The organism is Mesorhizobium neociceri, from assembly GCF_013520985.1.
In the GTDB taxonomy this organism is placed as follows: Bacteria; Pseudomonadota; Alphaproteobacteria; order Rhizobiales; family Rhizobiaceae; genus Mesorhizobium; species Mesorhizobium neociceri.
The window spans coordinates 54,574-80,315 of record NZ_JACDTY010000004.1 but is presented as its reverse complement, the minus strand read 5'-3'; the positions used below and the strand labels follow the sequence as shown (position 1 = coordinate 80,315).

Genomic DNA, 25,742 nt, shown 5'->3' with positions numbered 1-25,742 from the left:
GATAGGCGCCATTGTTAACGCTCCCTACGAACCCGTCTTCGTGATATTTCCGCGGGCGGCTTCGCTCCACGAGACGCCGATGCACGTTCGACCGTTGTGTCGGATCGAGCAGTCGCTTGTTCGGGCACGATCGGACGAATTCTGGACCGTTTTGACGATGCTAGGCGAGGCACAAGCATTACAATGCCGCACGGCACTCGGGCCGCGAAGGTGCGCTTTCTCTGACCGAGGGCCGTATCTCGGTGTCGTGTCGGTGGATTGGCTTTCGATCGCCGGCCGACGTCAAGGCCACTCCGGCGTGTGCCGCCTGGAGGGGGCAATCCTGCGCGCACCGCCAGCGGTCGTCCTGTGGACATGGTCATTTACTCTTCTTGCCCCTATGCGGCCGCCTGAAAACGTTGTCGGTCAGCGGTCTGCACGGTTCATCTCCCGCCCACGTTCGAGATTTTGAGGAGTGGGCCGGGCCGCGGCGAAGGGTCCGGTCCCGGCAAATCCGTTGAACGCTGAAAAAGTGTTGCCTCGAGACTATGGGAGGCACCGAAATGCGGATTCCAGTGATGCTTTCGGCAATATTGTCGATATCCAGCGGGGCCTTGATGCGGGCAACTCCCGAGTAAATCGGGTTCCCAAGCATCCGACCAATTGCGGATACAGACCAAGCCTTGCCGCTTCGCGTGGTATGCCCGGCATCGTTCAAATGGCGGGCTATTCCTCTCGGTCCCTCGTTGTACTCGAGCGCAAGATGGAAGGCATGTCGCACCACCTTGGCCTCTGCCTCGTGGATCGCCCAGGTACGACGGCCATTGGCTTCGCGAGTACTGATATACCCGAAAGGCGCAGAAAAGGAGCAATGGCCAGCAGGCGCAGCGGCCAGACTGCTAGCTCGGACATCCTCCGCGATACGACAGATGTACTCGTCAATAGACAAAGACATGCGATCGGCCATTGTGGCCATCGGAAAGGAAACTGCCCCCGTCGTGCAGACTTCGATCCCGGCAAGCTTCAGGCGCCGCGTGATACTTTCTAGTGCCGCCCCGTCTCTCGACAGGCGAGACAATGACTCCACCAAGAGAATGTCGAACCGCTTGGGATGTGAATCAGCAATCTTTAACAGGGAAGCGAGCCCTGGCCTGTTCGGTGCGATTCCGGATGTTGCCGGTTCGCGCGTCTCTCCAACTATTTCCCATCCGTGATCGCGAGCGTACCGGCGTAGCCTTTCCAGTTGGGCATCCACTTTCGCCCCCCACTCGTTTTGGCTTTCATTCGCGGTACGTGCACAGACCCAAGCGCGCATTTCATGGCTCCAATCTAAGGTTGTATCTCTCTTGCATGTTGATAATTCCAGATGACACCATTCTAAGCATTTCAGGCCCGCTTTTGCAACGAGGTGAGGCAAGCATGACTCATCTAACCCATTGTCAACATTATCGAATCCTTGTTATCCGCTGCCAGATGAATCCTTGACGAACCCCCAAATCTGAATGCAACCAGAAGGATTCGTTCCGCCAAGAAAGGGACCATTCAGGGAGCGTTGCAGGGACCAAAACCTTGCCAACAAGGATTCGTCGGCCTCTGCCCCTCGGTTCCGGACAAAGCCGTCGCGCTTGGGCATGGACGAGCAATCCAATCCTTATGCGAGCGGAGCATCGCCAACCTCCTACCGAAGCCGAAAATCGATCAATGAACGACCGGCCACCTCGGCAAATTGTCGGCTGATCTGACGTCGAGCGGCCCGCGCACGCCGCCACAGGCGCCCAATATTCCTCGTGATGTTGGCCGACCCCAGCCACAGGTTGTACGCCGCCAATGGCGGACTGCATCGCCATGGTTGGTGTGGCTTCGATCACCCCCCGGAACTCCCCGACCGGTGTCAGTGATCATCATCGGGACGCTCAGGGCTTCTCGCTGTCGACAGCATCCAAAGGGATATCGGACGTACCGCAATCGTCCCCGACCCTCTCGCAGGCGTCGGAAACTATCCGCTTTTTCACCTCCCTCAGGACGGCGATGAGGTCCAACCCTTCCAGCGTGTCGTGCGCCATCAGCGCCTTCGCAAGGAGAAGGATCGCGTCGGTATTGCGGCGGATGAGGTCACGGGCGCGGTCATAGGCCTCGTCGAGCCGGGCGCTGACACGCTCGGCCAGCAACGGATTGTAGGCGAGCAGCGAGGACCTATCCTCGACGGGACGGTAGAGAAGCGGACATGTCCCGGCAAAACCCAGCGCGGTTTCCATCGCCATTGCCAGTTCGGTCGCTTGCGCAAGATCGCTGTCCGGCGACCCGCCAGCACCGGCGGTGACAGAGCCGAGCAATTCATCCTCGGCAGCGCGTCCGGCGAGGCCTATGACGAGCAGTCCCTTGAAGAAACCCGCTGTCTCCGCTTCCATGGTCGGCGTTTCGCCTGCTGTGTAGCCGCCGGCCAGGCCGTCGATGCTGATCGAGATGACACGGCCCAGTTCCAGGACTAACCTGGCGACGGCGTGGCCGGCTTCGTGGATCGCCATGCGCCAGCGAAGCGGTTGCGGTCGATCCGGCCGGGCGGAGGTCAGGATATCGTAGATGTCGGAGAAGGCGAGTTGCCTGCTTCCACGCCGCGCCTTGTGGCGGGCCTCGCGAACCAGCCGCGCGATGTCGGCGCCGGTCATGCCTTTCGTCTTCAACGCGAGCCGGTGGAGCACGTCGCGGGTCGCCTCGTTGGCATCGTTTTGGTCGATCATGGCAGCCTCCTCATGCATCATTTCGGAAGTTGTCGACGGGACGGCTCAAGGCGGTACCAGCGCGACAACGTCCTGGCCCATTGACGATCCTTGGACATCAACCAGAGATCGGAAGTCACGATCGGCCGAGCCTCACCCGTCAGCCTCGGGGTGCCCCCGTCGACAGCCCGGCGAGGCACAGTGCCGGCCTGTGTATCATGACCCAGCGGTCCAGGATCGGGGCTCCTTCTCCGAGAAGGTCAGGCGGTGCACCCGACCGGATCTTCTCCATGTCGGTCACGAGGGCGCAAAGACGCGCTAGCTCGCGATCGAAGGCGGCATCCTGGTCAGCATTGTATGGGTTGAACGTCACCATGGCGGATTGTCCTTTGTGTCTTCGGCAGGATGTCGACGAGATGCCGGGTCGCGCCATTTCTCGGCGGTGGAGCCAGCATCTCTCACCTCAGCAGTCTCGGCGATCCCGGCATCGGCCGAATGGGCTGGCCGTGGTGGAGCGCTCGCCACGACGGAGTCGAGATCGTTTTTCAGATGATGGCGAAGGATTCCGATCAGCGCCGTGGTATCGGGCCGTGGAATGGGGATGTGTGTCTCGAGCCTTCCAGAACGCAGCAACGCACGATCAATCGCATCCGGATTGTTGGTCGCCCCGATGACGATCACGCCGTCAGATTTTGCCGCCCCGTCCAGAAGCTCCAGAGCGCGGTTAACGACGGAGTCCCAGTAGCTGGTCCACTCACCGCTGGCGCCACGTTTGCCGATACCGTCGATCTCGTCGATGAGCAGGATTGCTGGCTTTGCCGCTTCCGCCTCGGCGAACGCGGCGGACATTCTTTTCAGGACATCACCGAGATAACCGGGTTCCAGCCACACCGAGACGGCCGAGGCAATCAGCGGAATCTGAAGGCTGTTGCAGAGCGCCTTGGCAAATTGGGTCTTTCCGGTGCCGGGCGGGCCGCTGAGCAGAATCTTAGTACTCATGTCCTCCCAGGCGAGCGTGCCCGCCCGCCAGAGCGCGAGGTCGTCCTTGAGTGCAAGCGCCCATTCCTTGGCCTCGCCATAGCCGGTCAGCGTCTCCACGCGGGGTATGAAGCGATTCTTTTCACTTCCCGTCACTGCGGCCGGTTCGATCCTCTCGCTGCCCGATCCGGGAGTGCCGCGCACGGTTTTGGAGGCCGTCGTGCCGGAACTCCTGCGGGCGAAATCCTTGCCCGAGACGTCCCTCTTGTCTGCCTCGGTCGAAGCGAGCCGCATACGGGCAAGGTCATCCAGAAGGTCAAGGGCGCGTCGCACGGACGTTCCTGGCCGGATCGCGAGCGCCAGATCGGAGAGCACCAGCACGGAGGCGCGGGCGTCGGCGATGCCTGTTTCCGGCATCTCACCAAGAACCGCGCGCAAAGTTTCGCGGATGATGCCCATGTCAATCGGACCGCAGGTCAAATTGATCCGGGCGGCGTGTCGGAGGAGCTCCGGAAGTCGATCATCGCTCTCGGTAACGCCAAGGATCGGATAGACACTCCGGGCGGCGCCCGCGACGCATCGCTCGGCCTGCTGTTCATCACCTGCCTCGAAATCTTGCCCCCGGAAAGTGACCACCCGCCAACGGGGATCATCGGAGACTTGGGCGAAGCGGAGTCCATAACCATCCCGCACGAGGTTATAGCCTTTGCAAGCCGCCACGATGCCAGGAAGAATCAGGCCCCGCCCGAGCAGGTCGAGGAATGCTTCCTCGAATCCTGCGACCCGCCCGGTGACAGTCATGATGGGACTGGGGACGCGAAGCGCCTCCAGGACTTCGCCGAACGGTGTCGCGCTCATCGTGATCGACTGGGCGACGAGCAGCATGGTGGCGACGTCTACCGCGCGCAGAGGCTCCGCCGACCGGCGCACGGCGCGGAGTAGGTTTGCCGTATCCGGAAGACGGTGCGCAAAGGATCGCGCCGTACCGCTGCCCTTCCGGAGTCCTTTGGCGCCGCGACCGGCTGAACTCTGCAAAGCCTCCATCGCAATGCCGTATTCGTCGTCTTCCGCCGCTCTGCCAGATCTCGAGCCGGCACTGCTGGCATGCTGAACCAGGCGCAAAATCTCGGCCTCCGATTTGCCGGCGACTGCTGACCCTGGCGTGAAGGTCCGCACCTTCCGCCCCTCCGATGTCCGAAGCTTCTCAACAAGGATTCCACGTTCCACGGCATGGTCGATGGCGTCAGACTCCGCGCGGTGGCGGAGACGCCAAAGGAGATGATTTGCAAGACGGGTATCCATCACCCAGGCCTCCGTTTCGAGCGCGTCAAAGGTTTCAGGTCGAGCAGCCCTGATGCGTCGCACCACTCGGCGACCATGATGCAGGCCGGATCACCTTCCTCGACCCGTCGGGTCAGCAGTTCGATGATGACGGGCGGAATAGGTACCCGCTGGGCGAGGCTGATCCGCGCATAATGGATGACGAGTCCCACCGTCACCGCGGGATCTTCCATGGGCTTGATCCTGCAGTCGCAGGCCATGATGCGGCCGGCGCGCCTGAGCTCCGCACAGCATTCGCTGTGCCCAAGCAGCATCAGAAGAGGAAGCGAGGCGGTCGCCTTCCTTGGTCTAACGGTCGGCGTCACGTTGCGAGTTGCCGACGCGGGCGCCCTCCGAGGTTTCGACCGTGGGGCTGCTCCGATGCCGTTGCCCACGTCTGCAGGACTCGCCTGCTTCTGTTTCCGGGTGCTGGGCGCTTCGACGGTGAGCCGAATTGGCTCCTTCCAGGGGACTGGCTTTCTCATGGGGACATATTCCTCCGTTCCGCGGAACGCTGCGGCCGATGATTTCGACAGTGGAGAATGGGGATCGCCGCGTGGCGTCAGTGCAGGCCCGGCCTTCGGGCGTATCCAAACCGAGGCTGTTGCGTTACGGACGCCTGCAACGGAACGACAGAGGCCTGCTCGTGCCCAGTTGAAGCATCGTCGCCCGCAGGATTCGCCACGTCGGGGAAATTGTGAGGTCCGACGTGGTCGACTGCCAGCGTCCGGCACCGGCGCGCGAGCTCATCCTGGACCCGACCGGAGAACGCTGCCCGGATCAGCCTGATGGAGTCGGCAGCGCCCTCGGATTCGAGAAGGTCGTCGATCTCCGAAAGCCGGAAGACGCCCCGCTCGGGATCGGACACCTGATCGGCTCCGTCGACGATCGCGGTCTCGATCTTCACCAGAAGCGGCCCCTGGTGTTCAGCCACCCATTCCGGCGCTATCGCCGCCACCGCCAGCATCCTGAACCGCAGCCGGTCCACTTCCTGAGGACGGTAGGAGCCGAGGCTTCGCTTGATGTCCAGGATTAGCCCGCTGTGCTTTGTTCTGTTCACCACAAACAGGTCAGGCTTGTAGGTCTCGGTCGAATGCACCCGCGACGGAAAGCGTACACCCTTGATCTCGTCGGCGGGTGTGCGCTTCAGCATCTCCTGCGCGGCGGGCACGATCGGCATTGCCGTTGTTGGCAGGAGTTTGAGGTCGGGGTTCTTCTGGACGGCCTGCCCGATGGCCAGTTCCAGCAGCCGGCCTTCCTGCATCACCGCCGAACGGAAGAAGCCGAAGAGCGACGCATACTCGCCGAAGGTGATGTCGCCCCGGACCTCTCCGGCGAGCGCCGCTTTCATCGCTTCATCGACCAGCCTGTCGATGTCGTTGTCGAAGGATCCAGGCGGCAGCGATCCTGTCGATTGTCCCAAATGTCGTCGATAACCCGACAGCCGCACCGTCGAACTCCGCCGGTCCCCTTCCGGACGGCGGAAATGCCATCTATCATTTCTCATAGCCCAAGACCTCTTACCAGGTTGCGGGTCAGGCCTTCGTCTGGTGCTTCCAACACCAGCGGGGGCCGCTTGCTGCTGCTCCGCTAGCGAAGCACGCGCAACCGATCGGGATCCGGATCGGATCTCAAGCCCAGAGTCGGGATATGGTTAATTCTCGTCCGTCTCGTCGCTAACGCGAACTTCCGGGAACGTCCAACTCCCCGATTTCGAGAAGCGCATCTCCGGAGTGTAACCAGACTACAAGAAGCTCGGCTGCTGCCGCAACCTGATCGGGTTTCCGTAATGCGCACTCCCAAACCGTCGCCACGCGCCAGCCTGCCTCAAGGAGCGCGGCGTACACGACACCGTCCCGCGTGACATTTGCCTCGAACTTGGACTGCCAGAATTCGGGACGCGTGGCCGGGGTCGTCGTGTAGCGGCACCCCGCGTGGCGGTGCCAGAAGCATCCGTGTACGAAGACTGCAGCTCTGAATATAGGAAAGACGAGATCCGGCCGCCCCGGTATCCCTTTCGAGTGCAGACGGTACCGGAACCCGCGCGCGTGCAGCGCATGACGAAGCGCCAGCTCGGGCTTCGTGTCTTTGCCCCTGATCCCAGCCATCATCCGCGAGCGGGTCTGCTTGTCGACGATATCTGTCACGAGCCTCCTGGCGTTCGCTTCCGCAATTGGTATACACCGTTCGAACAGAATTCGTCAGGAGCCTGATTTGCCTGCCACTTTTGGCGTCGTCGATCTCTTTGCCGGTCCGGGCGGCCTAGGCGAGGGCTTTGCCTCCTTTGTCGAGGATGGGCACGCGCCGTTTCGCACCGGCATCTCGGTCGAGAAGGAGGCATCGGCGCATCGCACCCTGACCTTGCGTGCATTCCTGCGGGAGTATCGGGCGCGTCACGATGTGTTGCCGAAGCAATTCGTGGAGTTCCACGCGGGGCTCATCCCCGAACCGGATTGGGCCGCTGTGGACCCGGAGGCCTGGCGTATGGCTAGCGAGGAGGCGCGCTGCCTGGAACTCGGCACCGGTGCCGCTGCCGAGGCGATTGAGGGTGCGATCACGAAGCAGCTGAGCGAATCCGACGACACCATACTGATCGGCGGGCCGCCCTGTCAGGCCTACTCGCTCGTCGGCCGGGCGAGGGCGAAAGGGAAGCGCGGGTACGTTCCGGAAAGAGATGAACGGCACTACCTCTTCCGCGAATACATCCGCGTCCTCGACCGGGTTCGACCCGCTGCCTTCGTGATGGAGAACGTCAAGGGGATGCTGTCCTCGACAGTCGAAACCCGCCTGGTCTTCGAAATGCTCATGGAGGACCTGTCCTCGCTCGGCATCGGGCACGGCCATCTCTACGAGCTACGCGCCATCCGCCTCAAGGATGGCAAAGCCAGCCTTGAGGCGGCACGGCAACCTTCGGACTTCATCGTGCGCGCTGAGGAGTTCGGCGTCCCGCAGCGGCGGCATCGAGTGATTGTCATCGGCATCCGGTCGGATCTCGCGGCAAGGGCGTCAGGAGCAAGCGTCGACCTGCCGGGGGCGGTGCGCACAGTGGACGAGGCTATTGGCAGCCTTCCTGCACTGCGCAGTGGTCTTAGTCGCGTGATCGACAGCAGCGCGGCGTGGCAAGATACGGTCGTCGATGCAGCGCACCTTCTGGCTGGTATTCACTCCGGCAAGAACGATGGCGAAATGCGTGATGCGTTCACTGATCTCGCAGGGCGTTCACGAAAGGCGCTCCCATCCGAACGCTCGTCATCCACGTTGCCGTGCAGCTATGGGAAATCGAATGATGATCTCTTCAGCTGGCTCGAGCGCCCCGAGCTTCGCGCAGTCTCTCAGCATGAGACCCGCGGACACATGGCCTCAGACCTCGGGCGCTACATGTTTGCGGCAGTGTTCGGAAAGGTGCATGGCTACAGTCCCAAGGCTGCTGATTTTCCGCTCGCGCTCAGCCCGAACCACCGAAACTGGCACACAGGCGTGTTCGCCGACCGCTTCCGCGCGCAGCTCGGGCTTGAGCCCTCGACGACAGTGACCAGCCACATTTCGAAGGACGGTCACTACTTCATTCACCCCGATCCTACCCAATGCCGAAGCCTTACCGTTCGCGAGGCAGCGAGGCTGCAGACCTTCCCCGATGACTACCTTTTCCTAGGCAACCGCACTGAACAGTATGTTCAGGTGGGCAACGCGGTGCCGCCGTTCCTGGCGAGACAGATTGCGCATCTAATTTGGAGGTCACTGAAGGTCTCGGGCCGCTAGCGGTTATTGCTGATCGGCCAGGTACTTGTGAATTCTGTCAATGTCTATTGCCAGCCGGGAGGTGCCTTTCGCCCGGGTCAAAAGGTAATGTAGAGCATTCAGTTCAGGTCTTGTTAGTTTTGCATAGCCAAGCTTTATGTTGTCCAGTGCGGAACTGGACTTGGGCGATAGCCATCCTCGACTCTCGGCCTCTGCGCGTAGCCTGCCGGCTGAGGCGCAGAGCGGGCTCTGCGAAATTGACTGACTGGCGGCCTCGCGCGCCCCAACCCGACTGGCGAGTCGCATGCCTTCAGACCCTCGAGACTTGGGTTCAGCTGCCTCGGAAAAAATCTCTCCGACATCCCATTCGGTCTCCACGTGGGCGAAGCTGACGCGGCTTGTCGGGACGAACTGCCCGACAACCCTTTTGCCCTGCGCCTGATGGAAAAACTCCTCGGCAGTCACCTCGGCATCTAACTTGAGGCACAGCAGCTCATCTGGATGGCAGGCGTTCTTTCCAAGATCGGCACCTGAAACACATGGATTCGATTCTTCTCTCCGATTGCACGCTAGATGTTCGGAGCTAGCATTCTCCGTGAGCAGCTCGGCGCCAAACATTTGCCTCGCAGCTAATGCCGAAGGGCTCTCGGCTTGGGCACTGCCCGATGCATTCAACGGGGAGGACCCTCTTTGTCGATCCAAGTTGCCCGGCCCTTTGGCGGTATCTGTCAACGTTCGTAGCTGCCGAAGAGCAAATTGATTCATCTCGGACGAAGCAACTTTCAAATCTCGACTAGTGATTTGTTCGCGAAGCAGCGGCAAACCCCTCATCATGGATGACATTGCCCTTTTCATAACCTCCTTGACTGTCCCTATGAACAAGCAAACGCCCCGCGCCTTCATCATAAGAGCGGCCCACTCAGCCGTTTGGTTCGAAGAGCAGGGCGAAAGGTCGGAAGAATACATCGCCCGCTACAATTCGTTGACTTATGGTGAGATTTACGCGCAAAAGGCCCATAGCTGGCTGATGCCTATACATTGCGCACCTCTTGGACATGCCCCTGTGGCAGAGGGTAATCGGCTGCTCTAATGTTGTTCCAAGTCTCGGCGCGCTTTGCTACTTCCGAGAACTGCTGGCCAGGTGCGATCCGGTTGAACTCGGAGTTCACGACGACGGCCCAGTCCCACAGCAGATGCCGCAGCCCAGCAGAGATACCTTGCTTCAGCCAGATCTGCTCCAGATCGAGTCTTTCCCCTAGGCGATTCGACACGACTGCGACGACATATGTAGCAATGTTGACCCAACCCTGTCGGAATACTTCTTTCGCCTCCTTCGTCTTGATCATGCCCTCGATCTCCTTGAACAGGATGACCTTTGCGATCACCGCGCGATACCACCGCGCATCGAGCGGGCTAGGGACAATTCCTGGATCTTCGTCGAGCGCGGTCATGAACGCCGCAAAGTTCTTTTCACCGGCCATTGCCACCTGGTTCGGTTTGCCGCGCCATGCTTCGTGATACTTGGCGATGTCGTTCTTGGTCAGTTTGCGTTTCGGTGACACCATCTCCTTCAGTTTGCGACGTCGTGCGGGAGTGGTTCCTTCGCGCAACAACATCACGTTGTAGGCTCCGGCGGCGCGTTCGTAGAACCACCGCCCGGCACCGTCAGGACACCAGGTCTCGTTTGCCAGTTTCTCGAGCTGGACGTGGAACGGGCGGTTCGCAGACAGATCAGACATCTTCACGGCATTCTGACTGTTTGCGAAACGTGACACATTGCTGATCAGTCGTTCTCGTGCGTCGTCTTGCGAGCCTTTGAGAATGATGATCTTGGCGGGCACCATCACGTGGCTCAGGTCTATGGTCCGATCATCCCGCGACGCGAAATAGATGGTTGAGGTGGTCTGACCGCCGTTGACAATTTGCAGGCCCTTGAGGAAAGAAAGGCCGACGCTACCGTCGTCGGACCGTTCGAATGCAGCCTCATCGCAGACGAGAACGAGCCCGTTGTTGAACGCGAGGAAGTGTTCAGGTTCCTTCTTGAGCGTCTCCGCGATCCCCTTGTTGACTGTTTTCTTTGAGCCGAGGAACGTCCGAACGTTGGCTTCGAGGAGGCGAGACCCGAACCGCAGATAGAGGTCTCGAATGAGCTGCCCAGGGATTGCGGTCAAGACGTACTCGTAATCTGCATCCGGGTCGGGCACGTGGACGCATGGCAGTGGGCGTCCGATGGTCTGAACAAGGCTGAGCGCAAGTTCGTCTCGCGGCTTGCCATCGGTGTGGCGGAACAACCGCTCCATATCCATTGCTTCGACAGCCACCATCTTCTGGTGTACTTCCTTGTTCGAAAACCGCTTGGTCTTGGTGCGGCCGTCAGTGATCACGAAGACCCGGAGTCGGTCGAGATCGTTCCAGCGCGAACGGATTGTTGCTACGAGGTCGCGAACCGGATGGGTGGGATCAATTCGCGTTTCAAGGTTCCCACCCGCCGCACGGAAGAGGAAGCGTACGCCTTCGCTTGCGGTTGCAGCGGCATCCGAGTCTCTCAAATCATTCAGCTCGTCGGTGCCGAAATAATGAGTGACAAACAGGTCGAGGGCGGTTTCATCGGAACTGAGGGCATAACCGGTGATGCGAAGCTTTGCATTGCCAACCTGACCATTCCAGTGGCAGACGGTCGGGGCCTCGCATATGCCCGTTTCCGCCACATGTTCCATGACCATCTCTGCGAAGACCAGCTCTTCCGACGGAAAAGGCCCTTCGCCACCTTCGACCCGCTCGGCAATGATAGTCTGCATGTCGGAGCGGAAATTGCGGTGGAAATCTTCAAGGCTCATGTCAATACAGTCCAAATGCTTTCAATAGCTCCGGAAGCCCCATCGAAGGGGTCTCAAGAGCGTCGAGGTCGAGAACGTAGGTCGCTGAACGCACAGCGGCCGGCAGCGTGGCCCGAGTGAGACGCGGCATGGCGCCTTCCGAAGGAAATGCTCTGGCCTCCTTGACCGCGAGGATGCGCCCGTAAAGCGGCGCATGCTCGTCGAGGTATCCCATCACCATCAGAAGAGCCTCAAAAGCGCGGTGAGTCCCTGCCTCCGCAAATCTCTGGCGCATAGCGTTCACCAGCTCGACGAGTGACGTGCCGTCTATGCTTTCCTCGAGGCGAAAGGCACAAAGGAACATCGGTGACCGATAGCTATCAAGCTGCTCGATGCTGTTGATTCGTGCGAGGAAGGCCCCCGTTCGTACCGTGCTCTTCACTTCGATGGCGCCTCCACGCACATGAAAGTCCTGCGCCGCCCGCAATGGTCCCTGCCAGCAGTCAAGAGCGCCAGGCCCGAGTGGGGAGTCCATGAGCAATCGGAGCGTCCACAACTCTCCTAACAGACCGACTTGGGCATCGGGTGACAACGGGCGGTGCGTCCGCGCCATGAAGGCCTGCCACTCCCTGACTCTTTCAAGGAAGGCATCCATCACGTCGCGGTGTGCCGCCTGTGTGGCCTCGAGCATGCGCAGCACATCGACAACCATCACGGCAAAGATCTCCGGCGATCCCTCGGCTCGACGGATCAGGGCGATGGCCGTTCGCCCGGCGAAGACCTTCTGGCCCTCTATGCACGCAACATCAAACCCCTTGCCATCAGGCAGGCGCGCCGGGTTGACGGGCCAAGCTCCGGGAAAGGAAACGATCAATGCCTCCCGACCTGCCGGAAAATGACAACCAGCCTCGACAGAGACCTCGCCCATTCCACACAGATGGACGAACCGCCAGTCCTCGCCTGCCTCTTGGTGAACAAGGGCTCGCCACGCCCGGACCAGCCCTTCCTCAGTCCACCCAGTCATTGAGGCCTCCCCACAGGACGCTGTTGCCGACGTAACTCGCGTTCGAGACCCTGCGGTCAGAAGTGCTTCCCGGAAAGCTGATCGCCCATGCGACAACCGGGTCGGCATCTGCAAGCGCGTCACTAGCTCCCGCCGGGTCAAGCAGGTAGAGCATCAGCAGACCGCGATCGCGGCGGTGCGGGCTCCCAGCGCCCTTGACTCCCTCTCCTAGGATGCGGCGGATCTGCGGGCCCCGAGGTTCGGACGGAGGTTCCTTGCCTTCGTTGCGGTCCGTATCGTTGCGCCAAGTCCTGCGACTGAGCTCGAGGGCGGTGGTCCATTCGGTCTCGGTAAGATCGATGGCTTGGTCACGAGGAGAGATCAGCGTCTTGATCGAATAGCGGTCGGAGTGCTCCGTCGTGCGATTGCGCTGGAGCATGTTGATGGAACAACCGCCTATGGTCCGGTGCTTGTCATCGGGGCCGCTGTCCTTGCCGATCAAAGCCACGGTCCAATGCACGAGTTCGAGGCCTTTGTTCATCTCCTCGATGAAATCGGCAATTAGCGGACTCATGATACGGAAGCTGGCCGGGTGGGTCCGATAACCGCGAAGGAATGAGACGACGCTCAGGGCTGGCACCTCTCTCCACAGATGTCCGTTCCACCGCTGGCCGTTAGGCACGAACTGCTGCTGATTCAGATCCAGAGAGAGGCCTAGCGCCTCGACGAATCTATCGGTCGCTCGGAAGTTGGCCGTGATGTCATCTTTGCGATTCGGAAACACGATGGTCTGCAGCAGATCGCCGGAATAGGTCAGCTGCATCGCGCGCGCGTTGCGCATCTTGGCCCGCGACGTGATGGTCAGCACGGAATGGGACTTCACGCGGAGGCCGAACTGCTTCGGAGTCGCGCCAGCTGCGACCATGTTGTCGAACTCCTGACGCAGCTCTTCCGCGGCATCGGCGATATGGCCGAACCACTCCACCATCTCTTCCGAGGTGTACAGCCGACAGACATCAAGGTAGCCGTCGCGATACCCGAACCAGCGTCCCATCTGCATCAGCGTATCGTACATCCGAGCAGTCCGCAGGAAATAGCTCGTGCAGAGTCCTTCAAGCGTCAGGCCACGCGCCAGCTTATCTCCACCGATTGCAATCACCTTGAGACCTGTGCCTTCGTTTTCGACGTAGTCGAGCGCATCCTTGGCCGTGCCATTTATCTCGCGCACGCGAATGTCTGTCAGGATGTCAGGCAGGACGGCTCGCAGAGCGCTCCATTCGAAGTCCTCCAGCTTCTCGTCCTCCACCAAGGCACTTCGGATTCGACGCATTCCCGGGAGAAATACCGTCTCATATTCCGCCCGCATGTTAGCCTCTAGGTCGGCCAGATCCATTCCCCGCATGTAGCGCCCTTTCAGATCGCGCACGTAATCCGCGACTTGGCTGACCACCGCGCTTTGCACCGATGTGAACCGGGTGACGTGGACAAGCATCGACGAATGCTTGCTGCCCTGTCCGCGGAGCTTCCGAACGGCGCAGGCATAAACAAAGGACCGGATCGCCTCTGCGAGCGTGTCGGGAATGCGCTCGCCCCCCTGCCAACGGGGCCGGTACCCGCTTTTGTGGCCTTGCGGGATCCAAGGTTTGAAATCGGCCTCGACCAATGGTCGGATCAACGGCAGGCCATCGGGGGTACTTGAGGCCGAGCCGAAGACCCTGCCTGGCCCGACATAGTTTGAGGGTGCCGCGAGGTTCGTGATGAAAGCTGCGGGGAACAGGTCAGGGCCATGCTCCTGAGTTTCGCCCCTGTCGTGGATGAAAATGTTCGCGAAAGGCGTCGCGGTATATCCGACATAAGCCGTTCGCGAGAAGTGGTGCAGGATCGAGCGGATCAGCCTATTGATAGTCTTCGGCTCGTGCTCGAGGTCCGGATTGCCGACCTCGTCCACGACATCCTCGCCGGTGTCGACCGACCCATGGTCGGATTCGTCGTCGATGACGAGCAGCGGCAGATTGGTGACCAGTTTGCGACCGGTTTCCGGATCGACGTGGTTCGCGACGCGATTGCGGATCCAGTGAAGCAGGCGTTCGAGGACCGTCTTGTTTTTCTTCACAACGAACAGCCATGGGCGCTGCTCGGGGCTGATGTTCATCTTGGCCGCAACAGCGGTATTGAAGTCGCCCTTGTCGCTGCGATTGGTTGCGGCATTCGGACGGACGGACGTGTCACTGTCGATTAAGCCGACCCCGACTGCCGGAAGTTCATCTGCATCCGAAATGGTGGCGAAACCAAGAAAGCCTTCATCGAGACGGATCTGTGTCTGTGCCCTGAGATTGTTATGAAGACCGGCAAGGACGATGATGATTTTGTAACCTGAATCCGCCGCCTTGCAGATCAGTCCGGTGTAGTTTCCGGTCTTGCCTGACTGGACATGACCGACCACAAGGCCGCGTCGATCCCAAGCGCCCTCCCGGTTCGGATCTTCCAGCTGTGATAGAATCTCGTCGGTTGCGACATCGAGTGCATCGAGCGCCGACCACGGAACTCGAGCCTCCATGTACTCAGAATAGCGACGCCAGTAGGTCCAGCCTTTCTTGCGCTCAGAATCGAGCCAAGGAACGTGGTCCTCTCCGCTCGAAAGGGTCGCATTGTCTCCCACGGTGCGGCTAGAACGTCGGATCAATTCGTCCACAAGCGCTTCCCGATCCACAAGGGCGAAGTCCTCCTCCATCAGGATCGCAAGCTTGTTCAGTTCCTTTTCGATCATCTCCGGCGTGACCGCGCTCTGCGCTCGTTCTGCGGCAAGGCGGAGCATGTTCTGCGCCATCGAGAGTATCGAATTGAATGCCTTCTGGCTGAAGAGCGTCATGTGGATTCTTTCGGGTCAAGAGCGGCAACAAGGTTGAGATACCGATCGAAGGGTGGGGTGCGGCCGAGTCGTTCACGCGCTTCGTCGGGACTGAGGCCGCGATGCCTTACGAGCGCCTCGAACATCGAAGACAGCGTGTCGCGTATTTCGGCTTCCGGGGCGCCCACAAATCCGGTCCGGGGTATTTCCTTGTCCTCGGCGGTGTCCAACCAGATCCGCTGGACAGGAACCGTCTCCTCGATGAGCCGTAGGAGGGCGAGAATGTCCGCTTTCAGCGGCGCCGCACGGTCGAGAATCGATGCGACAAGATCGTGGTCCCGGGCGATGCGATACGAGGTGCCTTGGGACGACCGCCGGACTTGCCATGCATCGGCCAGCGCGTTTAATCTACTGCCAGAAGCCTCTGTGACATGGCCACGATGGGCGAAGACCCGCCTGGCGGTTGCCCGCGTCTCCGACGCAAGCCGATGAAGTTGGGGACGCAAGCGAACGGGCGGGCTGGCTGCGGACTTCAGGACGTTGATCTTCCATTCCGCATCGGCGCTATTCGGAATGTCCAGCCGGATGCGTGCGAGCCGGTGCGCTTCGTCACGGGGCCACGACTTGCCGCCGTCGCCGAGGCCCAGCCAGCTGCCAGCCAGCAGAAGCCGTCGATTGCGATACACATAGAATCCCTCTTGCTGGATCCATCCGCTTGGCCCGGCGGCCGCTTTCTGTTCGGCAGGTTTGAGCATGTCACGGTGCGGCAGCACGTGGCATTGAATGGTCACACCGGTGGTGTGGAGGATGCGGTAGTCTGGACTCTCCAGGGCCTTTCCGGGATGTCCCACTAGGAACGGGTCCCATGGCTTCACGGCCCGGCCGTTGAGAAGGAGCCGGATTTCGGGGTGCGGGCCATCGATCAGCCGATGAAAGGTCATTGCAATGTGCGCTTCCACACGGTCGGCCAACTCGATCATGTCATTGGCCGTGAAGCCGTCTGTGACGATACGGTCGAGGGTTTCCCAGAGAACGACGGTTCCGTGCTCCATTCGATTAAGAGGTTCGAGCAGGTGCTCTGACCCAGGCGCCGGGCCTTCGAACAGCGGCCAGTCGGCGCCAGGCTCCTGCCCAATGAGATCCAGATCCCAGCGCAGGCAGACGATCGAACCTCCCTTGCAGCGACTGGCGACGGTCAGCCGCCGGGCCTGCGAAAAGCTCGCCGTCTTCATGCCAAGACCGAAACGGCCAAGATCGCTGATGGCGCGATCCGCCCTTGGATCACGCGCACCAAGCCGCATTCCTTCCTCGAGGGCGGCATCGTCCATGCCATCGCCGTCGTCGACGATCCTCACCCAACTCTCCGCGCCCTTCCACTCGAGGCGGATGCCAACTTCATGCGCTCTTGCCGCAATGGAATTGTCTACGAGGTCTGCCAAAGCAGTAGTCGGGGCATATCCCAGCCCTCGAAGAGACTCGAGCATGGAGCCGGCATGGGGCGGAGCATTGCGCACACCCATCCGTCACATCCCCAAAAGCGACTTCAGGCCGCGTATACGCCCAGGATTCGTCAGATATCGAAACGCTTTTGCCTCAATCTGTCGGATGCGCTCGCGTGTGACCCCGTAAACTTGCCCAATCTCTTCCAGTGTCATTTCATCTTCGCGTCCGATTCCGAAGCGCATGCTTACTACGTCTGCTTGGCGATCCGGCAGTTCTGCCAGCGCTTCGGAGACGATCCTGGCAATTTCCATCTGACAAAGAGCAACCTCCTGATCAGGCGTCGAAATTGCCCCATCCCAATCCTCAAAGACATGCGTGCCGGAGTGGTGACGAGGAATACACAGGAGCTGCTCGACTTCGCCCGTGTCCCATCCAAGTTCGGCGACTAACTCTGGCACTGTCGGGAATCGGCCATGCGTACCTTCGAGTTTCTCAACCGTTCGGTCGAGCTCAGTGAGTTTCTGGTGTCTATGCACTGGGATCCGAACAATCGCCCCTTCATCAGCACGCCATCGCGCCAGGGCCTGCCTCATCCAGAACGTGGAGTAGACAATGAACCGATGCCCACGTTCGGGATCGAAACGACGGGACGCTCGCTGCAGCCCCAAGAATGCCACCTGAAAAACATCTTCTGGATCTTCCCCCTCTTCAACGCTGCGGGCAGCAAAGCGACGTGCGTACGGGAGATGTTCGAGGATCAGGCGTTCGATGGCCATCTCGAAGGCGGAGATCAGGCCATCCAGGTTGTGAGATGCTTCAATATACGGTTCGTACTGGGCAAGTACTCTCATAATGGCGTTGTGGAACGTAGGCGAGAGGTCAAGCGTTTCGAGCGCCTCCAACGCTTCCCGGCGACGCCTCCCATCCATCACGCGACCGCCCGAGTTCCAACTGCGCAGGATTTGGCCTGCATTGGAAAAAGCTGCGGTTTCGGCGTTTTCGGGTCGCGAGGGGAGCAAAGGTCTCATGGTCACCATATCGGGCTTCCAAGAGCCATCCAAGACCTTGTCGATCGCTCCTAGGACGGCTTTTACGGCAGGCTCGCAGGAGAGGATCCATAGTTGAAGTTGCTGTTTCGCTCGGAGCAACGGGGCGAGCAGCCGCGCCTCGTCAGACTTGTCCATGTCGAAGCGCCTTGTTCCTGGCAAGCGCGTGGCTCGCGAGAAAGCCGCTTCAATTGCCTCCGCTAGGCCGTCTGTTGAAACGTCGGATCTGATGTCCCAAAGGATATCGCCACTCGCGATTGCCTCGTCGAACAATTCGAGGCCAGCCCTCTCGAGGAGTTGGATAAGGTTGAAGCGCAAATCATCGGTTTCTCCGTTGCCTTCGCACAACGAGATCAAGGTGTCCAAGTCTTCGGAACTGAAGTATCGCTTTTCGAGGATCTCGGCTGCCCAAGTCAGGCAATACTCTGGATCGATGGACAGTCGAGTGCCTGACGATACCACTGCACGCCTTGTCGATTGCCTCCCCCGATTTCCAACCTTGAGAAAGTCATGTTCTCCGCCATGATCGGGAGTGATCGCAGCTTCCGAACCGATGCCGTCTCCAGCAATCTGGGCCGAAGAAAGTTCAATCTCCCAATCGACATCCGTTGCGGTTGAATCTGTCGGTGAGCTGGTCACCAGCGCAACGAAGGTGCCCGAAGCTGAATCACCGGCTGATCGATCGAAATAGTGCTCTGCATCCTCTTCCGGTTCGAAGTTTAGCCGATCATCTAGCGCAATCTGATCTTCGTCTGGCTCGAACGGTGCAGGCTCGACGGCGGGCGATGGCAACGCATGTTCATCTGTAAACCCAACATCTCCCCGCGGTACCTCGGCAAGCACCACGCGAGAAGTATCGACGTGAGGACCACCAACGAGCGAGAAGAGAAGTTGTGCTGCGATTAGATGGCCCTCGGCAGAGGCAACATCTGCTGGTGACTGACGATCATGATTCCTCGCTCCAGGATCAGCACCCGAACGAATGAACAGATCGCATAGGGCGAGGTTGCCCATCCGTGCCGCGATATGCAGCGGCGTGTCGCCTTTGGGATCCACTGCATGCACGCGCGGCGAACTGGCGAATCCGGCGAGTTGTTCTGTCCGGTTATCCGCAATCAAACGGATTTCGGCCAAGTCGAGCGGATCAAGCTCCATCAAGTCGCTTCGGTTCACGTGTCCCTCCCAAAACAAGGCGGAACTCAATGAACTCGAGGCGCTTCTCGACTCCCCAACGAAGCGGCTGCTGCCCCCATCCCACCCATGTCCCCTCTCCAGCCAAACCCACTCGAAAACTAGGTGGGTCCAATTTCTGGATTCGTCAGGAACTTATCGGCGCAAGCTGGTGTCGGCAAGATCTGAGCTGTGAGTTGACCCAACTAATCTGCCAAGGACCGCTCCATCAGCTGGACGGGTGCGTGCAGGAAAAAAGCCTTTCGAGTAGAGGGGATCCAGAACGAAGTCTTCCAGCCTGTTCGCCACTTGCGTGCGAAGTAACTGATCCGAGATTCGACTTATTCCAATACGGTGTTTGGATCGCACGAAACCTCGGAATTGGCATGGTCCCGGTGACGGTCAAGGGTGCTCGCGAGCAATTCTAGGAGGGTACACGGTCCCGAACCTCAGGCACCTCCTGCATCACTGCGCGGATCACCTCGGCGCCTCTGCCTCAGCAGAACCAGTGTTCACTTTCGCTACCGCTGCCCCTTGTCTTCCCGTGATGCTCCTAGCGGGGAACGTGAAAGATGCGCTGCCGTGCGAGCGATATTGCCTGATTTTGCAGCCGTTGGACGACTCCTTCGCCATCAACGGCGCACTCTGTGGAGGCTGCTGCTCCTGCGCGGTTCGGCCCGCTCGTGTTGGATCTCTCGGATTCGAATGACCTAGCACCAGGATCAACCCATCGTCGTTGTTCAGGCGCTAGTCTCCGGCGGGTCCGAAAACTGATCATCCCACGGTCCCCGCGCTCAATTGTTCAGTGTTCCTGTTATGCCACTTTCTGCAGTTCCGTTATCTTCTGGAATTCCGCGAGAATGTCAGGGTGACGGTGGGCCATGTGCCGCACCACCCTCGCGTTTTCGAGCAAGCGGGCCACATAACCGGTCGCTAGGACGACATCCAGGTGATCGCTCCCATAATCCTGCTCAATCGCCTTGAATTCACGGTCGAGCGTGGAGGACTCGCCCTCCATCAATGCGATCTGTTGCTGGCTTAGACCCTTCACGGATTTGACGCCTCGGACGAGCTGGCTGTCAGGTGTCGCAGCCACCAAGGACTTCGCATAACTGATCGAGTACCTGTTCATCGCGATCATCAATTCGGCCGCCTCGATCTGTCTGATCGATTTCAGTTTCTTCAACTCTCCGAACGTGTTGATCGGCACATGCCTGTCTTTAAGCAATTCAACGACTTCCGGGCAGATGCCTTCTAGCAAACTGCGTTTGTGGCGGATGCTGGTTATGTTGACGTTCAATGCCCGCGCGAGCCGCTCTTCCGAAACGCCCTTCTCGATCGCCTTCAGGATCATCTTGTGTTCCTGAATGATGGCGATCCGACTGATGCGTTTGTTGTATGTGAACGCCTCGTCTTCGGTGGCCACTAAGCACACGACTTCGGCCTCGCCACGCGCTCGCAAGATGTCGATGCGGATATGGCCATCAAGCAGGTGGAAGCGGTTTCTATCGGTGCCATCCCTGACCACGACGGGAGGTTCGATGATGCCTACCTCGGCGATGGAAGCTGCTATCTGGGCATACTTCACCGACTTTATTACAGAAGGCGTGAGTTGTCGGAGCGGCAATATCTCATTGATCGGAATGCGGAGGCTGGCTGTCTCAAACGCTATTTTGACGAGAGCTGTTTTGCCCACCTTACTCATGGATTGGATGCCTCTAGGCGATCCAGACGCTGGGCCAGATTCTTGGGCAAGGTCGTCAGCCCTTCCTTGGACAGCAGATCCCGGAATTCATCGTCGTGCAGCAGCCTGCGCATGGCTTCAGCGATAAAGATGAGACGATTCCTGGCAGCCTGCGCGCGCCTGATCAGCATCCGCTTCCGATCAGTGTCTTGCTGGTAAGCCCGGACAAGGGCCTCCGTCGACAATTGCTTTGGTTTCAAATGTGGATTGCTCCTCAGCCGCTTGCCCTGAACGCGTCTCTGTTCGACTAGCCGTTTCGCGGTGAGGAGTTTTCGCCCGCGAAGCAAGTTCTTTTCATAGGCGTTCTGGAGTGCAGCCTGGACATCCTGGTCGTCCGCCTCCGCTATATCGAGCGCCACGCTGAAAGGAATGTGACCGGATTCCACCGCACGCAGAAGGCGTTGCTCCCCATTCTCAAGAAGCCTGACCACCGCATGAACGTATTCCGCCGTGAGTCCTGTCTTCCTGGCGATGTCGGAAGTACTATGCCCACTCTGTTTCATGCGTCCGATGTCGTTGAGAAGATCGATCGCGTGGTGTTTTCGGCGTGCGCAGTTCTCGACCAGGCTTGCCACGAGACAGTCTTCTGGATCGGCCGCGACGACAAGAGCGGGAACCTCCTGTTGGCCAAGCGCCTTGTAAGCCTCGAGCCTGCCCTGGCCGCAAACCAGATCATAGTAAGGTCCGCCCGCCTCGGCGCGGCGGGCAACGGTTATCGGCCGTTTCAGACCGATCTCGGAAATGTTGTCGACGATATCCCTGAAGCTCCGCTTGTTACGTATTCTGGGATTGACGACTGCAATCCTGTCGACGGGGATCATTTCAACTCGCTGCGCCGGCATCGCCGTCATCATGCTGCCTCCTCTACAGGGGTTCGTTCCGACATTGCGTAAAAGGTTTCGAGCGTCTCGAAGCGGTATGCATCGAGGGATAGCCCGTTGTGCTCGCAAAGACGCAACACGGCCGTATGCATGTCCAAACGGGGAAGCAGGTAGTAGTCTCGCGGCTTCGCGTTTTTTGAATCCATGCGTATGGCGACCGTCAAATCTGGGTTCAGCGCCGTATCCAACCGAAGCTTCCAGCGAAGCAAACCTGCCCCGGTATGGAAGCATCTGACGATCACAATGCATGCGGTGAACTCGTGATTCACCGTCAGCATGTCCGTTGACGAATCCTGTTCGACAGTTCCCCCTGCTGCCCTGATTCTCTCGATCACTTCCGCCATCACGTGAGGGTGCATCCTTCGCAGGGCGCGGTTTATCTCCAGATATCGATAGTCGTGATCCGGAACGAACCCGACGAGAGCATAGGCGCGCAGCAGACTGCCAAAGCGTGACATGTACGAGCTGCTCGAGGGACAGTCCTCTGCCTCGTCGATGATGATGCCGGAGAGGTGACCGTTCTTCGCCAGTATTGCGCCCAGGAGGTTCAGCATGCTCTCGTCCGACAGACGATCCGACCTTGCTCCGATGATCGCTTGTGCCCGGCTGAAGGAATCCTTGTCGACGATCGCTTCGAACGCCTCGTCGGCTCGTACCCAGGCGTCCTCAGGATTTCGGACATGCGACTGCTTGAGTTTGAAGGACGTACGTGCCCACACGTTGTTCCCGATGTATTTTTCATTGATCAGGAGCTGATGCACCGTCCCCTTCGTCCAAGGCCGTCCGAGGTCTGACAGGATTCCACGAGCGTTCAAAATCTCGGCGATTTCTCGCTCGGCGCGGTTCTCGGATATGAACTTCCGATAGACCTCTCGTACGGTGTCGACCTCTTGTTTTGGCCCGGGAACCAAGATGACTCGATCGGTCGCGATGCTTTTTTGTTCGCCTCGTTCGAGTTCCGCTTTCGGATTTTGGTCCTGATCGACAAGAACCCTACGCAACCCGTATCCAGCGGCGCCGCCTTGCCTAAATCCAAGGCGGATCAGATGAGCCTGGCCTGCGAAAACTTTCACGGAGAGTTCGCGGCTGTATTCGCCGGCCATCGCCCGCTTGACCGTTTTCACGATGGAAGAGCCGATGCTGCCGTCGTTCTCGAACTGCTCGGCGCAGTAGTGAACACGAATCCCAGCGTGCTTGCATCTAAGCTCGATCGCGGCCGCTTCATCGGGGTCCTGAAAGCGTCCCCATCGGCTGACATCGTAGACAAGAATTGCTGCATAGTCCGCGCGGCCGCTTTCGATGTCGCCCAGAAGGGACTGCAAGGCATCCCTTCCGACAAGACGTAAGCCGCTTTTGCCCTCGTCCGCGTAGGTCCGGACGATTTCGAAGCCGCGTGCGTCGGCATACCGTTGTATCGCCGACGCCTGGTTGTCGGTCGAGTACTTCTGGTGCTCGGTCGACATGCGAACGTATTGGGCGGCTCGAATCCTGGAACGCGCGTGCCGGGCTTCGTTTCCGCCCGTCTGGTTCCAATTGATTACCATCTCGGGCCACGTGCGGAGCAAGCAGGAAGCTGCGAACGATTCTAGCTCAAGGAGCCGGAAATATGTTTCCGAAAAGCGGCAATAAATTTCCAGAATCCATTCACGCAACCGAAGTGATGTATGCAGCGGCTATCGCAAAAGCATTGGCATCCGAGGTCGGCACGAGCCGACTAGCGACGAAAACCGTGATGTCTTGGACGGGTGCCAGTGACCGTAGCGCGAGGCATTGGTTGAATGGAGATCATGGCCCAGGTGGTTTGCACCTCATTCTGTTGGCCAGGAATTCGACGGCGGTAATGAAGACAATCATGCAACTCGCCGATCAGGAAGGATTCGAATTGACAATTGAACTCTCGGCCGCGCGCGCAGCTCTCATTCGAGCCACCGCGATCGTGGAAGCCTTATCTTCCAAGGGCAGACAGATTGATGCATGACATTCACCAAAGCCTGACAGTGATGACTAGTGGCAGGAACGAAATGTCATAGACGAGACGAGGAGTAAGCGAAGGCCAGAAACCATCGATCATCGGCAGGGCAAACATTCCGCTCAAGGATTCAGAGGACTATGGCCGGAATGCTGCCGCAATGGCGTTGCCGTGCCCGCGCACTTGGAGGTCAGACGCTTCCCACGTTCCCAGCCATTCGCGGTAGCTGCATGCCACGAACCTCACAGCTGCTCCTGCCACCAACTTGGCAAAGAGGTCTATTTCTGTGCGGTGCCGTCTTGTCGCGGCATCATCGATCACTCGGCCGGCCAGGCGCTCCGGTTCGGCAAACAGGTAGAGCAATATGGCGGGCTTTCCCCTTCGCGTTGCTTCCGTTACGAGCCCGAAAGCGTGTTTCACAAGCTGCGCAGCATCAAGGTGTACGAATGAGACTTCGCCGCTTCGCAGCAGGTCTCTCATCCGTTCGTAGGGATTCATACCATTGCCCCAGACGGGGCGATCATACGCGGCGGACAGAGAGACGGTCTTCGTATCGCGAAATGGCTCAAAACGCTTCGACTCCACGCCGATAATGCAGGCACCAGTCTCGACGAAGGCATCGAGCCAAGGATGCCGTCCGCCCGACCACGGAAAACGCGCGCAGTATTCCACTTCCACCAATTCTGGTGGCCAGCCCGCCTCAAGCTGTGGAAACGGCGGCAGCAATCCGGGCCGTTCGACAAACCAGCCAAAAGCGTTGATGGCGAGCGCAGCCGAACTTTGAGGACTGTCCAATTTCCCACTGCCTGCTTCGTTTCCTCCGGCCTTGTTCAGCCGATCCAGAACGTGATCAGCCGGAACACCAGGAAGGAAGCGAGGGTGTGGAGACACGGGCATGGCGAACTTTCCGATCTCTGGTTAATTCGGATGAGAGTTGGTACAAGTTTCATTCGTACTTGGTTCGCTGCCGCATTGGACACCCCGCGCGATGTCGGTGCGCAGTGAAGGATCCGTGGCGACCGACTCAATTTCTTGGCAGCTTGTGGACATCTCAAGTCTGATCGGCCCGCCCCTGTCGCAGTTCGTGCAGAAAAGCGACCTCTCAATCGTGCTGATTGGTGTCCTTCCCATATCGATATTAACACCTACGGCTCACAGGCGGCGACAATCGCGGACCCCGGCTACGATTCCAAGCGCACCAATCTGGGCAGAAAGCTGCCTGTCGGTCTCCGGAGCGCGATTGGCCGAGGCGGACATTGTCCACCAATGGTAGTCAGACTTAGATCGACTGTTTCTCATCACAGCCAAGTCATGCAGCTTGCAGAAGTGTGCGTTTTCACAGTCTGCCCCGCGCACCGGCTGTGCTGGCGTCGACTTGAAGAAGCTGACTCAGCTAGAAATCCGCATGCGCATCGCTAAAAGCATTGGTAACCAGATTGATGACTAATCACCACGTCAGACCGGGACGCAAGCATGGCAGAACATCTTAAGCCGCGTGCAGCCGACGACCTGTTGCGTCTGATCATCGGCTCGCACCACCACCACATCATCGGAGACACGATCTACCTCGAACGACTTTCCGTGCTGGCGAGAATTGGCCCGGCGAAGCACCCGGCAACGCAATACGCAGCGGCGACTTTAAACGAGCATACCTTCGTATTGAACAGCGAATCCTTTTCGGAAGGCGAAGGCGACGAGGGGTCATCGGACGCGGACCGTGGAGCGGGCACGACCGAAGTCGGCCCCGACGAAGACGGCTACCTTCACTTAATAACGACTGCGGGCGTCCATCCCTTTGATGACGATTTTTTTCCATCGATCCCGCACGGACACCTTCGCAAGGGCGAGTGGGGGAAACTCGATGCGTATCTGGGCTGGGTCTACGAAGACCCGAGTAACAGGTCGCGGCAGTCACGCCGGATAAAGCGGAACAGCATTGTCGCGCTTTGGAACGACAACACGTTCCGCGATTTTGCGTCTGACGCCATCGACTACCATCTCAATAGATTTCCCAAGTTCCAATGGCGCGTAGCGAGCCCGAGGAAACTACCACGCAAGAGAATCTAAGCCGTCGGCTGCATGGCGGACGC

Annotated in this window: 19 protein-coding genes; 3 read left to right on the top strand and 16 right to left on the bottom strand. The window is 59.3% G+C overall.

The window, feature by feature from the left end:
- Positions 1–358 precede the first annotated feature (358 nt).
- From H0241_RS36360 to H0241_RS10555, 6 genes are all read right to left on the bottom strand, one after another.
- Positions 359–1,294 carry a recombinase family protein gene (locus H0241_RS36360; RefSeq protein WP_181057367.1) on the bottom strand — a complete coding sequence of 312 codons (936 nt, stop codon included), beginning with the start codon at positions 1,292–1,294 and terminating at the stop codon, positions 359–361.
- A gap of 598 nt (positions 1,295–1,892) precedes the next feature.
- Positions 1,893–2,717 (bottom strand): ATP-dependent metallopeptidase FtsH/Yme1/Tma family protein, encoded by an 825-nt coding sequence (locus tag H0241_RS10575; protein ID WP_181057366.1) that lies wholly within the window; start codon positions 2,715–2,717, stop codon positions 1,893–1,895.
- A 348-nt stretch (positions 2,718–3,065) separates the two neighbouring features.
- Positions 3,066–4,976 (bottom strand): AAA family ATPase, encoded by a 1,911-nt coding sequence (locus H0241_RS10570; protein ID WP_181057365.1) that lies wholly within the window; start codon positions 4,974–4,976, stop codon positions 3,066–3,068.
- Positions 4,976–5,188: a hypothetical protein gene (locus H0241_RS10565; RefSeq protein WP_181057364.1), complete on the bottom strand. Its 213-nt coding sequence runs from the start codon at positions 5,186–5,188 to the stop codon at positions 4,976–4,978. Before H0241_RS10565 ends, H0241_RS10570 begins: the two co-directional genes overlap by 1 nt.
- Before the next feature lie 368 nt (positions 5,189–5,556).
- Positions 5,557–6,444, bottom strand: coding sequence for a hypothetical protein (locus tag H0241_RS10560; RefSeq protein ID WP_181057363.1), 888 nt, complete (start codon positions 6,442–6,444; stop codon positions 5,557–5,559).
- Positions 6,445–6,670: 226 nt separating this feature from the next.
- Positions 6,671–7,141 carry a very short patch repair endonuclease gene (locus tag H0241_RS10555; protein WP_181057362.1) on the bottom strand — a complete coding sequence of 157 codons (471 nt, stop codon included), beginning with the start codon at positions 7,139–7,141 and terminating at the stop codon, positions 6,671–6,673.
- Positions 7,142–7,208: 67 nt separating this feature from the next.
- Here H0241_RS10555 and H0241_RS10550 point away from each other — a divergent pair, with 67 nt between their 5' ends.
- Positions 7,209–8,753 carry a DNA cytosine methyltransferase gene (locus H0241_RS10550; protein ID WP_181057361.1) on the top strand — a complete coding sequence of 515 codons (1,545 nt, stop codon included), beginning with the start codon at positions 7,209–7,211 and terminating at the stop codon, positions 8,751–8,753.
- Between the two features lie 3 nt (positions 8,754–8,756).
- On the opposite strand, the gene H0241_RS10545 is transcribed toward H0241_RS10550, so the two are convergent.
- The 9 genes from H0241_RS10545 to H0241_RS10500 all read right to left on the bottom strand — a co-directional run bounded on the left by H0241_RS10545 (position 8,757) and on the right by H0241_RS10500 (position 23,227).
- Positions 8,757–9,587 carry a hypothetical protein gene (locus tag H0241_RS10545; RefSeq protein ID WP_181057360.1) on the bottom strand — a complete coding sequence of 277 codons (831 nt, stop codon included), beginning with the start codon at positions 9,585–9,587 and terminating at the stop codon, positions 8,757–8,759.
- 176 nt (positions 9,588–9,763) lie between these two features.
- Positions 9,764–11,569 (bottom strand): AIPR family protein, encoded by a 1,806-nt coding sequence (locus tag H0241_RS10540; protein WP_181057359.1) that lies wholly within the window; start codon positions 11,567–11,569, stop codon positions 9,764–9,766.
- A 1-nt stretch (position 11,570) separates the two neighbouring features.
- A complete protein-coding gene (locus tag H0241_RS10535) occupies positions 11,571–12,572 on the bottom strand; it encodes a PD-(D/E)XK motif protein (protein WP_181057358.1) in 1,002 nt (333 codons plus the stop codon).
- On the bottom strand, positions 12,556–15,420 hold the full coding sequence (locus H0241_RS10530; RefSeq protein ID WP_181057357.1) for a Z1 domain-containing protein: 2,865 nt from the start codon (positions 15,418–15,420) through the stop codon (positions 12,556–12,558). Before H0241_RS10530 ends, H0241_RS10535 begins: the two co-directional genes overlap by 17 nt.
- Positions 15,417–16,883, bottom strand: a complete 1,467-nt coding sequence (locus tag H0241_RS10525) for an ATP-binding protein (RefSeq protein ID WP_235984240.1) — start codon at positions 16,881–16,883, stop codon at positions 15,417–15,419. Before H0241_RS10525 ends, H0241_RS10530 begins: the two co-directional genes overlap by 4 nt.
- Positions 16,884–16,922: 39 nt before the next feature.
- Positions 16,923–19,061: a sigma-70 family RNA polymerase sigma factor gene (locus H0241_RS35405; protein ID WP_328824649.1), complete on the bottom strand. Its 2,139-nt coding sequence runs from the start codon at positions 19,059–19,061 to the stop codon at positions 16,923–16,925.
- Positions 19,062–19,872: 811 nt separating this feature from the next.
- Complete coding sequence (locus H0241_RS10510) at positions 19,873–20,763, bottom strand: plasmid partitioning protein RepB C-terminal domain-containing protein (RefSeq protein WP_181057355.1); 891 nt, start codon at positions 20,761–20,763, stop codon at positions 19,873–19,875.
- Entirely contained in the window at positions 20,760–21,656 is an 897-nt protein-coding gene (locus tag H0241_RS10505) for a plasmid partitioning protein RepB C-terminal domain-containing protein (RefSeq protein ID WP_328824648.1), read from the bottom strand. The genes H0241_RS10510 and H0241_RS10505 overlap by 4 nt, the downstream gene beginning before the upstream one ends.
- On the bottom strand, positions 21,653–23,227 hold the full coding sequence (locus H0241_RS10500) for a recombinase family protein (RefSeq protein WP_181057354.1): 1,575 nt from the start codon (positions 23,225–23,227) through the stop codon (positions 21,653–21,655). The genes H0241_RS10505 and H0241_RS10500 overlap by 4 nt, the downstream gene beginning before the upstream one ends.
- A gap of 62 nt (positions 23,228–23,289) precedes the next feature.
- Between H0241_RS10500 and H0241_RS10495 the strand changes: the two genes are divergently transcribed.
- Positions 23,290–23,661 carry a hypothetical protein gene (locus H0241_RS10495; RefSeq protein ID WP_181057353.1) on the top strand — a complete coding sequence of 124 codons (372 nt, stop codon included), beginning with the start codon at positions 23,290–23,292 and terminating at the stop codon, positions 23,659–23,661.
- Between the two features lie 129 nt (positions 23,662–23,790).
- Here H0241_RS10495 and H0241_RS10490 read toward each other — a convergent pair whose 3' ends face one another.
- Positions 23,791–24,549, bottom strand: a complete 759-nt coding sequence (locus H0241_RS10490) for a hypothetical protein (protein WP_181057352.1) — start codon at positions 24,547–24,549, stop codon at positions 23,791–23,793.
- A 576-nt stretch (positions 24,550–25,125) separates the two neighbouring features.
- Here H0241_RS10490 and H0241_RS10485 point away from each other — a divergent pair.
- Positions 25,126–25,719, top strand: coding sequence for a hypothetical protein (locus tag H0241_RS10485; RefSeq protein ID WP_181057351.1), 594 nt, complete (start codon positions 25,126–25,128; stop codon positions 25,717–25,719).
- Positions 25,720–25,742: the final 23 nt, after the last annotated feature.

Excerpts from the sequence above, each read along its gene's own strand:
- H0241_RS36360 (WP_181057367.1), bottom strand. The coding sequence starts at position 1,294 with ATGCGCGCTTGGGTCTGTGCACGTACCGCGAATGAAAGCCAAAACGAG.
- H0241_RS10510 (WP_181057355.1), bottom strand. The coding sequence starts at position 20,763 with ATGAGTAAGGTGGGCAAAACAGCTCTCGTCAAAATAGCGTTTGAGACA.
- H0241_RS10490 (WP_181057352.1), bottom strand. The coding sequence starts at position 24,549 with ATGCCCGTGTCTCCACACCCTCGCTTCCTTCCTGGTGTTCCGGCTGAT.
- H0241_RS10525 (WP_235984240.1), bottom strand. The coding sequence starts at position 16,883 with ATGCTCGAGTCTCTTCGAGGGCTGGGATATGCCCCGACTACTGCTTTG.
- H0241_RS10530 (WP_181057357.1), bottom strand. The coding sequence starts at position 15,420 with ATGACGCTCTTCAGCCAGAAGGCATTCAATTCGATACTCTCGATGGCG.
- H0241_RS10575 (WP_181057366.1), bottom strand. The coding sequence starts at position 2,717 with ATGATCGACCAAAACGATGCCAACGAGGCGACCCGCGACGTGCTCCAC.
- H0241_RS10500 (WP_181057354.1), bottom strand. The coding sequence starts at position 23,227 with ATGGTAATCAATTGGAACCAGACGGGCGGAAACGAAGCCCGGCACGCG.
- H0241_RS10535 (WP_181057358.1), bottom strand. The coding sequence starts at position 12,572 with ATGACTGGGTGGACTGAGGAAGGGCTGGTCCGGGCGTGGCGAGCCCTT.
- H0241_RS10540 (WP_181057359.1), bottom strand. The coding sequence starts at position 11,569 with ATGAGCCTTGAAGATTTCCACCGCAATTTCCGCTCCGACATGCAGACT.
- H0241_RS10485 (WP_181057351.1), top strand. The coding sequence starts at position 25,126 with ATGGCAGAACATCTTAAGCCGCGTGCAGCCGACGACCTGTTGCGTCTG.
- H0241_RS10505 (WP_328824648.1), bottom strand. The coding sequence starts at position 21,656 with ATGATGACGGCGATGCCGGCGCAGCGAGTTGAAATGATCCCCGTCGAC.
- H0241_RS10570 (WP_181057365.1), bottom strand. The coding sequence starts at position 4,976 with ATGGATACCCGTCTTGCAAATCATCTCCTTTGGCGTCTCCGCCACCGC.
- H0241_RS10495 (WP_181057353.1), top strand. The coding sequence starts at position 23,290 with ATGTTTCCGAAAAGCGGCAATAAATTTCCAGAATCCATTCACGCAACC.
- H0241_RS10565 (WP_181057364.1), bottom strand. The coding sequence starts at position 5,188 with ATGGAAGATCCCGCGGTGACGGTGGGACTCGTCATCCATTATGCGCGG.
- H0241_RS10545 (WP_181057360.1), bottom strand. The coding sequence starts at position 9,587 with ATGAAAAGGGCAATGTCATCCATGATGAGGGGTTTGCCGCTGCTTCGC.